Origin of the sequence: Pseudomonas sp. XWY-1 (assembly GCF_002953115.1) — a bacterium.
GTDB lineage: Bacteria > Pseudomonadota > Gammaproteobacteria > Pseudomonadales > Pseudomonadaceae > Aquipseudomonas > Aquipseudomonas alloputida.
Genome location: NZ_CP026332.1, coordinates 4,727,031 through 4,740,740 on the forward strand (window position 1 = coordinate 4,727,031; position 13,710 = coordinate 4,740,740).

Below are 13,710 nucleotides of genomic sequence, written 5' to 3' on the forward strand. Positions count from 1 at the left end.
CCTTGGGCTATCGTCAGTCGGGCGCACACAATAAAACGCTCCGGCGCCCGCTTAACCGTACCCGCCCTTTTGCAGGGCATGCCGTCGCGGGCCAAGCCCATGGAGCCGGACCAGACTGTCAGGGACCTCCTCAATGACAAGCAGCACTTATGCCCAAGCGCCTGCCGCGCCAGTCAACTCGCCTGCGCGGGTAGCCACTGCCAGCTTCATCGGCACCGCCATCGAGTTCTACGATTTCTACGTCTACGCCACCGCCGCCGCCTTGGTAATCGGCCCGGTGTTCTTCCCTTCCGGGTCGGGCACCGCGCAAATGCTGGCCGCCTTCCTCACCTTCGGTATCGCCTTCCTCGCCCGCCCGCTGGGCTCGGCGTTGTTCGGCCATTTTGGCGACCGCATCGGCCGCAAGTCGACGCTGGTCGCTTCGCTGCTGCTGATGGGCGTATCCACCACCGCCATTGGCGTGCTGCCGGGCTATGACAGCATTGGCGTGTGGGCGCCGATCATTCTCTGCCTGCTGCGTTTTGGCCAAGGCCTGGGCCTGGGCGGCGAATGGGGTGGCGCGGCCCTGCTGGCAACCGAAAACGCCCCGGAAGGCAAGCGGGCCTGGTTCGGCATGTTCCCGCAGTTGGGCCCGTCAATCGGCTTCCTGGCGGCCAACGGCCTGTTCCTGACCCTGGCCCTGGTGCTCAGCGACGAGCAGTTCCGCGAGTGGGGCTGGCGCATTCCGTTCCTGCTCAGCGCCGCACTGGTACTGGTAGGCCTGTACGTGCGCCTGAAGCTCGAAGAGAGCCCGGTGTTCGCCAAGGCCGTTGCCCGCCACGAGCGGGTGAAAATGCCGGTGGTCGACCTGTTCTCCAAATACTGGCTGCCAACCCTGCTGGGCGCTGCGGCCATGGTGGTGTGCTATGCGCTGTTCTACATTTCCACGGTGTTCTCGCTGAGCTACGGCGTGACCACACTGGGCTACAGCCGCGAAACGTTCCTTGGCCTGCTGTGTTTCGCGGTGGTGTTCATGGCACTGGCCACACCGTTGTCGGCCTGGCTCAGTGACCGATACGGGCGCAAGCCGGTACTGATCGTCGGCGGCCTGCTGGCGATAGCTTCGGGCTTTACCATGGAGCCACTACTGACCTCGGGATCGACTGCGGGCGTGGCGCTGTTCCTGGCCATCGAGCTGTTCCTGATGGGCGTGACCTTCGCGCCGATGGGTGCATTGCTGCCAGAGCTGTTCCCGACCCACGTGCGCTATACCGGTGCCTCGGCGGCGTATAACCTGGGCGGTATCGTCGGCGCCTCGGCGGCACCGTTCTTTGCCCAGAAACTGGTGAGCATGGGGGGGTTGAGCTGGGTGGGGGGTTATGTGTCGGTGGCGGCGGTGATCAGCCTGATTGCCGTGCTGTGCCTGAAAGAGACGCGCAATACCACGCTGTAAGCCACTGGGGCCGCTTTGCGGCCCTATCGCGACACAAGCGGGCTTGCCCGCGAAGCCAACACCGTGGTGGATGGCACGGGCTTCGCCCGTGTTCGCGGGCAAGCCCGCTCCCACAGGGAAGGCGCCAGCTTTTAGAAATTGAGCAAGACAGTTGCTCCCACAGCGATCGCGTAAGCCTGGAAGCTGCGCTATCCCTGTGGGAGCGGCCTTGTGTCGCGATAGGGCTGCAAAGCAGCCCCAGCACTCGCGGATCAGAACTCGACCTTGACCGCCTGCGAAGCACGGGTCGCCTTGGCCCGCGCCAGTTCGACCGATTCGTCACGCGCCAGGCACACACCCATGCGGCGGGTGCCATTGATTTCCGGCTTGCCGAACAGGCGAATGGCGGTATCCGGCTCGCTCAGCGCTGCGCCCAGGTTGGCGAAGCTGGTCTGTTGGGACTGGCCTTCGGGCAAGATCACTGCCGAAGCCGACGGGCCGAACTGACGCACCACCGGAATCGGCAAGCCGAGAATGGCGCGGGCATGCAGGGCGAATTGCGACAGGTCCTGGGAAATCAGGGTGACCAGACCGGTGTCATGCGGGCGCGGCGACACTTCGCTGAACCACACCTGGTCGCCCTTCACGAACAGCTCCACACCAAACAGGCCACGACCGCCGAGGGCATCGGTGACCGCCTTGGCCACGCGCTGCGATTCAGCCAGCGCCTTCGGGCTCATGGCCTGTGGCTGCCAGGACTCCTGGTAATCGCCCTTCTCCTGACGGTGGCCAACGGGTTCAAGGAAGGTGGTACCGCCCACGTGGCGCACGGTCAGCAGGGTGATTTCATATTCGAAGTCAATGAAACCTTCGACTATCACCCGACCCTTGCCAGCGCGGCCGCCCTCCTGGGCATAGTCCCACGACTTCTGCAGGTCAGCATCGCTGCGCAGCAGGCTCTGGCCCTTGCCCGACGAGCTCATCACCGGCTTGACCACGCACGGGTAACCCAGGTCGGCTACGGCCTTGGCGTAGTCTTCATAGGTGTCGGCGAAGTGGTACGGCGAGGTTGGCAGGTCCAGCTCTTCGGCAGCCAGGCGGCGGATGCCTTCGCGGTTCATGGTCAACTGGGTGGCGCGGGCCGTCGGCACCACGGTGAAGCCTTCGTTTTCCAGCTCGACCAGGGTGGCGGTGGCGATGGCTTCGATTTCCGGCACGATGTAGTGCGGCTTCTCGGCTTCGATCACCGCGCGCAGGGCAACGCCATCGAGCATGTTGACCACATGGCTGCGGTGCGCCACCTGCATTGCCGGAGCATTGGCGTAGCGGTCGACGGCGATTACTTCGACGCCCAGGCGCTGCAGCTCGATTACCACTTCCTTGCCCAGCTCGCCACAGCCGCAGAGCAGTACACGGGTCGCGGTGGGCGACAATGGGGTTCCGATACGGGTCATTTCAGGTCCTCGAAGGCATCCGGGGCCGCGCCAGGCTAGGCGCCACCCGCTGAAAAAGGACCGCTATTCTACACCATCAACCGGCCACGGCGGCCCGCCGGGCGCGAAATGCCATGGCCAGCCACACCGCCGTTACACCCGCGAATTTCGAGGCCATCGCGGTGCCGATCACTGCCGGGGTCAGCGCGCCGATCATGCCGAAGAAAATGAAGGTATCCACCGGGATGCTCAGCGCCGAACTGAGCCACAGGCGGTCGCGCAGCGGCCGACGGGTGATGCTGAACACCAGCCAGTCGATCAGCTCGGAGATGAAGAACGCAGTGGCGCTGGCCAGGGCGATGGCCGGTTCCGAGGTGACATAGGACAGCACCAGTGCCACCAGCATGGCGAACAGGGCGCCATGACCAAAACGGGTCTGCACCATATCGCGCAGGATGAACACCAGGCCGCCCCAGGCGGACCAGATGATGTCCAGATGCGGGGCACTGGAGAAGGCGTAGTTGATCAGCACTACGCTGCTGATGTAGGCAATCAGATAGAACATGGCGGGCTGTCTGTGGGCAAGCCGCACAGATTACCGCTGGGCCGTTCGCGGGTAAACCCGCCCCCACAGATGTGCAGCCCTCAAGGCTGTCGCTGTACCTGTGGGAGCGGGCGTGCCCGCGAAGCTGCCACTGCGGTGCATGGCACCGGCTTCGCCGGTGTTCGCGGGTAAACCCGCTCCTACAGGGTTCGCGTCAGGCCTGCATGATGAGGCCGGCTTCTACTGCCCGTTCATGGCAACGCTTGAGCACCGCCCGACGCTCGTCGTTGTCCATCCGCCCCCAGCGACCAATCTCGGCCACGGTACGCTGGCAGCCTGTGCAGATATCCTGCTCGTCCAGCGCGCAAATGCTCACGCACGGCGAAGCCACCGGCCGCTCGACCACTTCACTCATCATCAACCACCAGATCCCGCGCATAGCGCTGGGCATTGTGCACGTAATGTGCGGCACTCGCTTCAAGCATGCGCTTCTGCTGCTCGGTCAGTTCGCGTACCACCTTGCCCGGCGAGCCCATCACCAGCGAACCGTCCGGAATTTCCTTGCCCTCGGCGATCAGTGCATTGGCGCCGATGATGCAGTGCTTGCCAATGCGCGCGCCATTGAGGATCACTGCGTTGATACCGACCAGGCTGAAGTCGCCCACCGTGCAGCCATGCAACATGGCATTGTGGCCAACGGTCACGCCCTTGCCCAACGTCAGTGGCGAGCCCATGTCGGTGTGCATCACCGTGCCATCCTGCACGTTGCTGCCTTCGCCGATGTCGATCAGCTCGTTATCACCGCGCAACACCGCGCCAAACCACACACTGGCATGGGCTTGCAGGCGCACGCTGCCAATGAGCGTGGCGTTGGGGGCGGCCCAACTGGTGGGGTGGCTCTCGACCCGCAGGTCGCCCAGGCGATATTTCATGCTTGTTCCTCAGGCTGCGACGCAGATGGCGGGGTAGGCCCCGCTCAATTTTCGATGTAACGCTCCGGGGGCTGATGCAGGCTGATACCGGCATCGAACAGCAGGTTGACCAGCTCGACGATCATGATCGCCGACAACCCCCAGATCTTGTATTCACCATAGCGGTAACTGGGCACATACCAGCTACGCCCCTGGTAATCGATACGGTGGGTATGGTCGCGCGGGTCCTGCCGGAAGAATTCCAGCGGCACGGTGAATACTGCCGCGATCTCGGCATCATTGGCGCGATATTCGACGAAGTCGGGGATAAGCCCGACGAATGGCGTCACTTTCAGGCCATGTAGCGAAATCAGCGGGCTGAGCGGACCAATCACCTCCACCAGGCCAGGGGGCAGGCCGATTTCTTCTTCAGCCTCGCGCAGGGCAGTAAAGACCAGGTCCGGGTCTTCCGGGTCGCGGCGGCCACCGGGAAAGGCTACTTCGCCACCGTGGGTAGACAGGCCCTTGGCGCGCAGGGTCAAGACCAGTTCGGGCGCTTCGCTGCGGGTAATGGGCAAGAGGACCGCCGCTTCGGGGAACCGCCTGTCGGTTTCCAATGACGCGGGTTGGTGGTTGCTCATTCGGCGAAGTAGCTCGTCCAGCATTGCGCACGCTCGTATCCAGGTCCTGTGTTGCATGATGCACCAAAGCCGCGAAGCACCCAAGCCCCAGCGCTTGCGGCGGCACGGTGGCCGCGCCAAGATAGCCTTGAGCATAAGGAACCACACATGAAATTCTGCAGCGCATGCGGCCAACCGGTCACTCAGCGGATCCCCGAGGGCGACAGCCGCCTGCGGTACGTCTGCGGCTCTTGCCAGACCATCCACTACCAGAACCCCAACATTGTGGCCGGCGTGTTGCCGACCTGGGGCAGCCAGGTGTTGCTGTGTCGCCGCGCCATTGAGCCGCGCCGGGGTTTCTGGACCCTGCCCGCCGGTTTCATGGAAAACGGCGAAACCCTCGACCAGGCCGCGCGTCGCGAAACCGTCGAGGAAGCCTGCGCCCGGGTCGGGCCGACGTCCCTGTACCAGCTGTTCGATCTGCCGCACATCAGCCAGGTGCATGTGTTCTTCCGCGCCGAGTTGGCGGACCTGGACTTTGCCGTCGGTGTCGAAAGCCTGGAGGTGCGGCTGTTCGAAGAACATGAGATACCGTGGGACGAGCTGGCTTTCCGCACCGTCACTCGCACACTAGAATGCTACTATCGCGACCGCATCGGCCAGCACTACCCCATAGGCCATGAATACCTGCCGCCGATGAACGTTTCGCCACACACCTAAACGCCTTCAGGGATACTGTTACATGCGCTGGTTGCTTGCCCTTTTCTGCCTTTGCGTTACCTCGGTGTCCCAGGCGGCCTTCACCGAAACCATCATCCGCAAGCCCGCGCCGGCAGCGCAAACTCCCTCGCCTTCGCAGCAAGCCATGCAACCGTTGATCGACAAGGTGCTGGTGATCAAGTCGGAGCGCCGCCTGCAGTTGATCAGCCGCGGCGAGCCGCTGAAAACCTACCGCATTTCGCTGGGCAAGCAGCCCAAGGGCGCCAAGGAACGCGAAGGCGACAAGAAAACCCCCGAGGGCTTGTACTGGCTGGACTGGCGCAAGCAGAGCGACCGCTTCAACCTGGCCATGCACATCAATTACCCGAACATCAGCGATGCCGCCCGCGCGACCCGGGCAGGGGTGAATGCCGGCAGCATGATCATGATTCACGGCACGCCGATCAACGATGAATACCCGGAATGGTACTTCCATACCCTGGACTGGACGGATGGTTGCATTGCCATGCGCAACCGCGACATGCAGGAAGTGTGGGACCTGGTTCGGGATGGAACGCTGATCGAGATCCGCCCTTGATATAGAGCCTTCCGGCAAAAGTTGTAGGAACCTTCTCACCATTTAGCGCGAACTTGCCTGACAGGTGCTTAGGCAGGGTACTGCATCCATACGAGTAGCTTAATTTCTAGCATCCACGCAGACGAGTACGAAAACCGTACATCATTTGCGGGGTGCTTCAATGCCGTGCCTGATTCACCGCATCGCCCATTGGCTGTCGGCCGGTTGCCTTTCTGGCTTGCTGTCCGTTCCCCAGGTGCTGGCCGACGACCCTGCCAGCCAGCAGCTGCGCGATCAACAGCATGGGCTGCGGCAACTCGAGCAACAGCAGCGGCTGGAACGCTGGCAGCGTATATCCGTCCCGGCTGAACCGACCAACAGCACTTCCCACCGCCCGCACGATGATCGCTGCTGGGCAATCGATGGCGTGCGCGTGGCGGGCATGCACCGGCTTTCGAACTCGGCACTGGCGCCCACCCTCCGTGCCCTCACGCCTGCCTGCATGGGCATTGCCGACATCAACCGGCTGCTCAAAGCCATCACCCAACGTTATGTACAAGCCGGCTACCCAACCAGCCGCCCCTACCTGCGGCAGCCCCCAGCAGAGGGCATGCCGTTGGACATCGTCATTGTCGAAGGTTTTGTCGAAACCATCGAACTGGCTGGCCCCGACCTGCCCCTGTCTCTCTCCAGTGCCTTCCCAGGCCTGCTTGGGCAGCCACTGTACCTGCCCGACCTTGAGCAAGGCCTGGACCAGCTCAACCGCCTTCGCGCCTATGAACTGGGCGCCACCTTGCTGCCCGGCGAACTGCAGGGCGGCACCCGCGTGGTCGTGCAGCCGGGCAAGGTTGCTTCACGCTGGCACCTGGACAGCCGCTTCGACAACCGGGGCAGCGAGCTGACCGGCCGCCACCGCGTCAACCTCGGCATTGGCCTGGACAGCCCGCTTGGCCTCAATGATGAGCTGCGCCTGTCGTTGACCCGCACGGTGCTCGATACGCCTGGCCAAAGCCAAGGGATATCGTTGTACTACAGCATCCCCTACGGCGCCTGGACCTTTGCCCTCAGCGCCAGCCAGCTAAGCTATCAAGCCCCCCTCCCCTACAGCGACAAGGCTGCCGACGGCAGCAGCAGCTATCAGGGCCTGAGTGTCGAGCGGGTATTGTGGCGCAACCAGCAAGGCATGCTCAGCGCCAGCGCCCGGCTGGACCGCAAGCAGCTGATCAACCGCAGCGCTGGCGCGGTTATCGTCCAGCAGAGCCCGACGCTGGCCACGGTAGAGGCCGGCATCAACCTGCTGTGGCTCGAAAGTGGCTTGTGGAACGGTTACTTCGGCGTTGCCCAAGGCATTGACGCATTGGGTGCCGACCGCTCGCCCCTGGGTGCTCAACGCCTGCGCCCGGACTTTCGCAAGTACCGCGCCAACCTGCTGCACCTGCGTCAAGGCCCGGCACCCAGCCCTTGGCGCTGGCAGAGCGAGCTGGCCATGCAGTACAGCCGTGACCCGCTGCCTGCCGTCGAACAGCTGCTGGTCAGCGACGATTCGGCTGTCCGCGGCTTCCGTCTGCACACTTACTCCGGTGCCAGCAGCGCCGTCTGGCGCAATACGTTCAGCCAGGCGCTGCCACGGACCTGGGCCCCACCTTTCGAGATACGCCCCTACATCGGCCTGGACCTGGGCTGGGTTCGCACCGCCGAAGGCAAACCGTCACAGCGCCTGGCCGGGGCCGCCGCAGGGTTTGAACTGAGCCTGCCCGGCAGCCGCCTGCGCCTGGACTACCAACGCGCCTTGTACACCAGCGACCTGCCCCGCCCGCGGCTGGAGCCCGGCTTCTGGGTGCTGGACTGGACCCTGAGCATCTGATTCACCCACAACAAAGAGAACGAGAAAATGCAAACACTCTCGCAGTTACCGCCTGTTCGCCCGGATACCTTGCGCTGGGCAATCTTCCTCGCCGTGCTCGGGCCCAGCGCCGCAGTGGCTCAGACAGGACTGGAAGCAGCCAGCGGCCCCGGGGGAACCCCGGTCATCCACAACGGCCACGGGGTGCCGGTCATCGACATCGTGCCGCCCAACGCCAAGGGGCTGTCACACAACCAGTTCATCGACTACAACGTTGCCACCCCGGGCCTGGTGCTGAACAACGCCACCGCAGCCGGGCAGTCGCAACTAGCCGGCGCCCTGGCGGCCAACCCGCAGTTCCAGGGCCAGGCCGCCTCGACCATTCTTAACGAAGTGATCAGCCGCAACGCCTCGCTGATCGAGGGGCCGCAGGAAATCTTCGGGCGCCCGGCCGACTACATACTGGCCAACCCCAATGGCATCACCCTCAATGGCGGCAGTTTCATCAACACCACCCGCGCAGGCTTCGTGGTGGGCACCCCGCAATTCGAGGAGCAACAGCTCAGGTACCTCGATACGCTCACGGCCAGTGGCACCCTGCAGGTACTGGAGCATGGCCAGGGCAATGCCGGTGGCGCACTCGAACTAATCGCACCGCGCGTGGACAGCAAAGGCTTGCTCATGGCCAGCGAAACGCTCGACATCACTGTCGGCCGCAACCGTATCGACAGCCGCAACGGCGAGGTGGTCGAACACCTGCCCAGCCCCTCTTCGAGCATTGACGCCAGCCTGTTCGGCGCCATGCGCGCCGGGCGTATCCGTGTGGTAAGTACTGCCGAAGGCGCGGGTGTGCGTGTGGGGGCCTCGCAGATTCTGGGCACCGAGGGGGTCGACATCAGCTCGGCCGGGGGCCTGCATGTCAGCGGCAGTGGCGACCGCCCGACCGAGCTGCGCAGCGAGCGTGGCGTACTGAAACTCACCGCTGCCGATGACCTGATGCTTGAAACGGTCGACGGCCAGGCCCCGCGGATCGAAGCAAGAGCTGGCAAGAAGCTCACCCTGGACGCCAAGACAATCGAGCACATCAAGCACGACAGTGACAGCTGGAACAAGAAGTTCTGGTTCGTCACCCGTGAAACCTACAACCGCAAGACCACCACCACCCACCAGCAGCAACAGGGCAGTCAATTGCTGGGCACTGAGAGCGTGCTGTTGCAGTCCGGCGACGACATGCGCATGACTGCCGCGAAGGTGGACGCCGGTAACGAGCTGACGGTCGACAGCGGTGCCGGCCTGGACATCCTCGCCGGCATCGACAGCAAACGCACCGAACAGCAGGTGCGTCATCGCAAGGATTTATGGCGCGGTGACAGCGATAGCGACCAGCTCAAGGAAACCGCAAAGGGCAGTACCCTGAGCGCCGGGCACATGTCGATAAAGGCAAGCGACAACCTCAACGTACAGGGCAGCAGCCTGCACAGCCGCGGCGATCTGGCTATCCAGGCGAAACAGGCCGACATCGGCACCACCACCTTGCAGGAACACGGTACCCAACGCGACTACCGAGGCGACCTGGTGTCCGGCACATTCTTTGGTGACCGCAAAGGTAACGACACCGAGGGCCAGGTCGTCGCTGGCAGCACGATAACCAGCGATGGCAAGCTCACTGTGAGCGCCGACCAGGTCGCGATCAAAGGCAGCACCGTGTTCGGTAAACAGGACGCGGTGCTCTACAGCGAGAACGGCTCGCTGGCTATCGAGGCAGACCATGGCAGCACGACCTCCACCCAGCGCACCAGCGACAGTAAACTGTTCGGCCTGATCGGCAGCAAGCACGAAAGCACGGACCGCAAACAGCAGGTACTGGTCAGCGACGTCAGCTCGACCAGCAACCTGCGCCTGGCCAGCGCCGAAGAGATGCGCATCCAGGGCGCCAAGGTCGAAGCTGGCAAGCATCTGCAAGTCGAGGCCAAAGGTGACCTGTTGATTGGCAGTTCGCAATCGGTCGATGAACGCGAAACCCGCGACCAACAACGGGGTTTCACGGCCAGCGCCAGACAGACCCAGGAAGCCGAGGATGGCAAGCCCGAGTCTCGCCAGTACGCGGCTGGCGTGGCGTATGAGGTCGTGACCAGCACCAGCAAGCAGCGCACGACCAACCAGGTTGCCAGTGAGCTCAAGGGCGCCTCGGTGGGCATGAACAGCAGCGCGCACCTGCAGGTCAACGGCAGCAAGGTCCAGGCCACTGCCGGCGATCTCGATGTGCAGGCGCGGGAAGTGACACTGGGGGCGACCCGCAACGACCGTGACGTAGCCACCAGCACCACCGAAAGTGGTGGCGGGTTGACAGTAACCGGTGGCATCGACCGTCTGGGCAGCTTGTTCGAAGGCCATCACAACCGCGAGGTGCAAGCCGATCGCGACAGCAAGGTGCAGCGCAGCGAGTTGCAGGCCAGCGGCGATCTGAAATTGCGCAGTGATGCACTGCTCACCGAGGCCGCGCACGTCGAGGCCGGCAACACCCTGCAGGTGACCGCCAAACGCATCGACAACCGTGCAGCTCAGGATACCCATGAACATGAACAAAGCCGTGACGACTGGTCGGGTAGCCTGGGCGCCAGTATCGAATACCGCGACCTGACCCGCCCTATCGAACGCCTGGTGCTGGGTGAGGAAGCCGCACGCTTCCAGCAAGCTTCGCCCGAAGACGCCATGGCGCCTCCCAGCGTGGGGGCCGACATGACGGTCGAACACCTCAAGCGCCTGGAAAACCAGCGCCGTGGAATTGCTCAGGTCAGCGAGTTTTCCGCAGCAAAGGTCGAGGTCAAGGCTGACACACTGGCCGACCAGGGCACAGCCTGGCGGGCCAATGCCGGCTCGCTGAAAATCGAGGCGCAGCAGCATCAGGTGAGCGCCGCCGAAAATACCCAGGAAACCACCGTTCAACGCCTGGCCTATGGTGGCGACGCGCGCCTGGACACCAGCACCGGCGAGGACTTGAATGTACGCGCCGCCGGCAAAGGAGGGTCGCTGGATAAAAAGGATATCGCCAGCACCGCCGTGCCCGGCAGCCTTTACGGGCAACAGGGTATCCAGGTACAGCTGGGCAGCGATGGCCGCTACGAAGGGGCCCGCATCGATGGCGGCGAAGGCAGCGTGGTCATGCACAGTGCAGGGTCGCTCGCCCTACCCCAGGCGACCGACAAGGCCGAACAGCAGTCACGCCAGCTCGATGGCAATGCCTGGGCCAAAGTCGGCAACCGCCCGGGCAGCACCGGCGTCGATGGCCGGGGCTATCTGGACCAGGACCAGAAGCTGAGCACGCAGAGCAAGGCACAAGTGGCACAGATCGACGCCAAGGGCGAAGTTCAACTGACCAGCGCCGGCGACCTGTTGCTCGAAGGCACCCGCATTGGCAACCGCGAGGCCAAGGCCGGCGACATACGGGTGCAAAGCGGCGGCCAGTTGCAGGTCAAGGCGGCCAGCGATACCCAGCAGGCCACAGGCGCCAACCTGGGTGGCGGCATGGAGCTGGCGGCCAAGGTTGGCCAGACCCAAGGGGGAGCCATAGGCGGCCACTTCAGCCACGGCAAGCAGGACGAACATGCACGTCAGGCGGTCGATGCCCAGTTTGCCAGCAACGGCACACTGACCCTGACCAGCAGCGCCCGCGAGGACATCGCCCTGCACCTGCAAGGCCTGCAGGCCTCGGCCGAACAGATCACCCTAGACGCCTCGAATGGCGGCATGCTGGTTGAAGCCTCTTCCAGCCAGGAGCGACGCGACAACCTTGACATCTCGGCCGGCGCTGGTTTCAACATGGCCAAGGGCGCCTTGGACACCCGCGGCCTGCATGGCCGGCTCAAGGTAGAGCTCGACAAGCGCGACAACCTCACCTGGAATACCAGTGACCTGCGCGCCGAGCGCATCGACCTGCAAAGCCGCGGCGATACCCGCATCGAGAGTGCCACCCTGGATGCAGGGCATATTGGCGGCACAATCGACGGTGACCTGCGCATCGCCAGCCTCAAGGACAACGTCAACACCCTGAGCGTGAAAGGCGATGTCAGGCTGAGCCAGGAGAAAAACCCGCAGGGCTATGTCAACGCGGCCAAATCGGTGGCAGGGCCGCTGGGAGGCAAGGTCGAGAAAAAGGCCGGTTCGGCCCTGAGCAAGGCAGACCCAGGGTTCTCGCCGACCGTCAGCCTCGACGTGTCGCATGCACAGCGTGACAATGTGGCGCGTCAGACCACGCTTAAAAGCAGCGACGGCATCGACCTGCAGGTCGGTGGCAACGCTCATCTGGTGGGGGCACGCTTGCAGTCGGCCAAAGGCGACGTGAGGCTCGACGCCAACTCGGTCACCCAGGAAACGCTAAGCGGCAATGACTATCGCCGAGACCTGTCGCTCGATGCGTCCAACTCACCGGTGGATCTGGGCACGGCAATCGCCGAGATAGCCAAAAGCAAAATGGCGGCGGATGGGGAAAATGCGCTGGACCTGGGCGTGTTGAGAACCAGTGGGCATAGTCGCAGCGAGCAATGGGTTTCGAGCATGCAAGGGAAGAAGCACTAAGGCTCCATCGCGGCCCTGGCCATTTGGGGATATCAGCAATCTTGTGCCCTGCTGCTGACACCCGGGCCGCGTGCCTCCCGCTTCCACAGCGAATACCACAGCCCTTGGGCTTGTGATTTCTCTGCGGGGGCGGGCTTGCCTGCGAAGAGGCCGGTACAGGTCAAGCCAGCCTGTGCAGCCCCCGCCACCGATCCAGCCCAAGCAACACCAGCCCTATCCCCCAGAAACCCGCCAGCACCCCAAGGGCGTTGAGCATCACCTGCCCATACCCCAGGCTGGCCACATCAATGAACGGGTAGGCATAGACGCCGATCTCACTCCCCCGCCACAACGCATAACCAAAGTAGACCGCTGGGTACACCGCCCACACCAGCAAATGCCATAGCCGCAAACTGCCCTTGGGCACCTCGCTCCACCAGTACAAGGCATACAGCACCGGCATCACGTCGTGCAGCAACTCGTCCGCCAGCCATTGCCAACCCTGTGGTTGCCACAAATGACGCAGCAGCACGCTGTAGGCCAGCGCCACCAGCACGATACTGGCGGCCACTGCAGAGCTTACCGAGGGCGACAGGAAAAAGCGTTTGCCACGGCCTTCCCGGCCGAATGCGGCATAGCTGAGCACCGTCGCCACCAGGGTATTGGTCAGCACGGTGAAGTAGCCGAACACATTGATCAGGCCACCAATCAGGCTGGCCTGTTCCTGCCAACGCGCCAGCAGTACCAGGTTCACCTGCACGGCCAGGCCGAACCAGCCCAGCACGGCCATGCCGGTCAGCCAAGGGCGACGCGACATGTCAGGCCTGACGCTGCAGCTTCACGTACAGCTGCTCGACCTTTTCCCGCGCCCACGGTGTTTTGCGCAGGAACGTCAGGCTCGACTTGATGGTCGGGTTGCTCTTGAAGCAGCGCACATCGATGCGCTCGGCCAGGCCATGCCATTGGTAATGCGCCACCAGCTCGGTGAGGATCTGTTCAAGGGTCTTGCCGTGCAGCGCGTTGTGTTGGGCCGTGCTCATGCTGTGCTCCGTAGGAAAGATGCGCACCTTACACGAGTGTAGTGGTGGGCGGGATCCGTCGAGTCGACAGAAAAATCG

12 protein-coding genes are annotated in these 13,710 nt (G+C 63.6%); 5 read left to right on the top strand and 7 right to left on the bottom strand.

Annotation, left to right across the window (positions count from 1 at the left end; translation table 11 throughout):
• Positions 1-133: 133 nt before the first annotated feature.
• Positions 134-1,432, top strand: coding sequence for an MFS transporter (locus tag PRJ_RS22105; protein ID WP_010952558.1), 1,299 nt, complete (start codon positions 134-136; stop codon positions 1,430-1,432).
• Between the two features lie 251 nt (positions 1,433-1,683).
• On the opposite strand, the gene purT is transcribed toward PRJ_RS22105, so the two are convergent.
• From purT to PRJ_RS22135, 5 genes are all read right to left on the bottom strand, one after another.
• Positions 1,684-2,865 carry a formate-dependent phosphoribosylglycinamide formyltransferase gene (gene purT, locus PRJ_RS22115; protein ID WP_010952557.1) on the bottom strand — a complete coding sequence of 394 codons (1,182 nt, stop codon included), beginning with the start codon at positions 2,863-2,865 and terminating at the stop codon, positions 1,684-1,686.
• A 76-nt stretch (positions 2,866-2,941) separates the two neighbouring features.
• Positions 2,942-3,409, bottom strand: a complete 468-nt coding sequence (locus PRJ_RS22120) for a VUT family protein (protein WP_014592198.1) — start codon at positions 3,407-3,409, stop codon at positions 2,942-2,944.
• Positions 3,410-3,602: 193 nt separating this feature from the next.
• On the bottom strand, positions 3,603-3,794 hold the full coding sequence (locus PRJ_RS22125; RefSeq protein ID WP_162497239.1) for a DUF1289 domain-containing protein: 192 nt from the start codon (positions 3,792-3,794) through the stop codon (positions 3,603-3,605).
• Position 3,795: 1 nt separating this feature from the next.
• A complete protein-coding gene (locus PRJ_RS22130; RefSeq protein ID WP_020191179.1) occupies positions 3,796-4,320 on the bottom strand; it encodes a gamma carbonic anhydrase family protein in 525 nt (174 codons plus the stop codon).
• 44 nt (positions 4,321-4,364) lie between these two features.
• Entirely contained in the window at positions 4,365-4,964 is a 600-nt protein-coding gene (locus PRJ_RS22135) for a CoA pyrophosphatase (RefSeq protein WP_003252125.1), read from the bottom strand.
• Positions 4,965-5,087: 123 nt separating this feature from the next.
• Between PRJ_RS22135 and PRJ_RS22140 the strand changes: the two genes are divergently transcribed.
• The 4 genes from PRJ_RS22140 to PRJ_RS22155 all read left to right on the top strand — a co-directional run bounded on the left by PRJ_RS22140 (position 5,088) and on the right by PRJ_RS22155 (position 12,613).
• Positions 5,088-5,639, top strand: coding sequence for an NUDIX hydrolase (locus PRJ_RS22140; RefSeq protein WP_020191181.1), 552 nt, complete (start codon positions 5,088-5,090; stop codon positions 5,637-5,639).
• A 22-nt stretch (positions 5,640-5,661) separates the two neighbouring features.
• Complete coding sequence (locus tag PRJ_RS22145) at positions 5,662-6,216, top strand: murein L,D-transpeptidase family protein (RefSeq protein ID WP_010952551.1); 555 nt, start codon at positions 5,662-5,664, stop codon at positions 6,214-6,216.
• Between the two features lie 160 nt (positions 6,217-6,376).
• Positions 6,377-8,059, top strand: a complete 1,683-nt coding sequence (locus PRJ_RS22150; RefSeq protein ID WP_104962465.1) for a ShlB/FhaC/HecB family hemolysin secretion/activation protein — start codon at positions 6,377-6,379, stop codon at positions 8,057-8,059.
• Between the two features lie 27 nt (positions 8,060-8,086).
• Positions 8,087-12,613 carry a hemagglutinin repeat-containing protein gene (locus tag PRJ_RS22155; protein WP_104962466.1) on the top strand — a complete coding sequence of 1,509 codons (4,527 nt, stop codon included), beginning with the start codon at positions 8,087-8,089 and terminating at the stop codon, positions 12,611-12,613.
• 160 nt (positions 12,614-12,773) lie between these two features.
• Here the strand turns inward: PRJ_RS22155 and PRJ_RS22160 are convergent, their stop codons facing one another.
• Together PRJ_RS22160 and PRJ_RS22165 are read right to left on the bottom strand one after the other, a co-directional pair.
• Positions 12,774-13,409, bottom strand: coding sequence for a Pr6Pr family membrane protein (locus tag PRJ_RS22160; protein WP_010952548.1), 636 nt, complete (start codon positions 13,407-13,409; stop codon positions 12,774-12,776).
• A 1-nt stretch (position 13,410) separates the two neighbouring features.
• Entirely contained in the window at positions 13,411-13,632 is a 222-nt protein-coding gene (locus tag PRJ_RS22165; protein ID WP_012053596.1) for a VF530 family DNA-binding protein, read from the bottom strand.
• Positions 13,633-13,710: the final 78 nt, after the last annotated feature.

What these genes read in the sequence shown, in the direction of transcription:
- PRJ_RS22120 (WP_014592198.1), bottom strand. Translation starts at nt 3,409, where the DNA reads ATGTTCTATCTGATTGCCTACATCAGCAGCGTAGTGCTGATCAACTAC.
- purT (WP_010952557.1), bottom strand. Translation starts at nt 2,865, where the DNA reads ATGACCCGTATCGGAACCCCATTGTCGCCCACCGCGACCCGTGTACTG.
- PRJ_RS22145 (WP_010952551.1), top strand. Translation starts at nt 5,662, where the DNA reads ATGCGCTGGTTGCTTGCCCTTTTCTGCCTTTGCGTTACCTCGGTGTCC.
- PRJ_RS22135 (WP_003252125.1), bottom strand. Translation starts at nt 4,964, where the DNA reads ATGCTGGACGAGCTACTTCGCCGAATGAGCAACCACCAACCCGCGTCA.
- PRJ_RS22165 (WP_012053596.1), bottom strand. Translation starts at nt 13,632, where the DNA reads ATGAGCACGGCCCAACACAACGCGCTGCACGGCAAGACCCTTGAACAG.
- PRJ_RS22105 (WP_010952558.1), top strand. Translation starts at nt 134, where the DNA reads ATGACAAGCAGCACTTATGCCCAAGCGCCTGCCGCGCCAGTCAACTCG.
- PRJ_RS22160 (WP_010952548.1), bottom strand. Translation starts at nt 13,409, where the DNA reads ATGTCGCGTCGCCCTTGGCTGACCGGCATGGCCGTGCTGGGCTGGTTC.
- PRJ_RS22150 (WP_104962465.1), top strand. Translation starts at nt 6,377, where the DNA reads ATGCCGTGCCTGATTCACCGCATCGCCCATTGGCTGTCGGCCGGTTGC.
- PRJ_RS22140 (WP_020191181.1), top strand. Translation starts at nt 5,088, where the DNA reads ATGAAATTCTGCAGCGCATGCGGCCAACCGGTCACTCAGCGGATCCCC.
- PRJ_RS22155 (WP_104962466.1), top strand. Translation starts at nt 8,087, where the DNA reads ATGCAAACACTCTCGCAGTTACCGCCTGTTCGCCCGGATACCTTGCGC.
- PRJ_RS22130 (WP_020191179.1), bottom strand. Translation starts at nt 4,320, where the DNA reads ATGAAATATCGCCTGGGCGACCTGCGGGTCGAGAGCCACCCCACCAGT.